This window comes from Vibrio sp. 10N.222.49.C9, from assembly GCF_041474985.1.
Classification (GTDB): domain Bacteria; phylum Pseudomonadota; class Gammaproteobacteria; order Enterobacterales; family Vibrionaceae; genus Vibrio; species Vibrio crassostreae_C.
Genome location: NZ_JBFRVD010000525.1, coordinates 1 through 260, shown reverse-complemented (window position 1 = coordinate 260; position 260 = coordinate 1). Strand labels below are relative to the sequence as shown.

1 protein-coding gene is annotated in these 260 nt (G+C 44.6%); it reads right to left on the bottom strand.

Annotated features, from left to right (window positions below):
- A partial coding sequence (locus AB4585_RS24295; protein ID WP_372171313.1) for a response regulator occupies window positions 1-260 on the bottom strand: 260 nt, incomplete at both ends.

Genomic DNA, 260 nt, shown 5'->3' with positions numbered 1-260 from the left:
AGGTTAGCTGTTAGCGCAACGATAGGAGGCAGGTTTGTATAGCGACTTTGTAGCTCTTTAGCGATATCAAACCCTGTCATATCCGGCAATTGTATATCCAGCAGCACGATGTCGTATTTGGTGGGTTCAAACTTACTCAAGGCTTCTTTGCCTGTCATTGCCACATCAACCGAATGGCCAAAGCTATTAATCAACGAGCGCGCCACAGTGATATTGAGTTCAATGTCCTCAATCATAAAGATAGAAAGTGGACGTTGCAG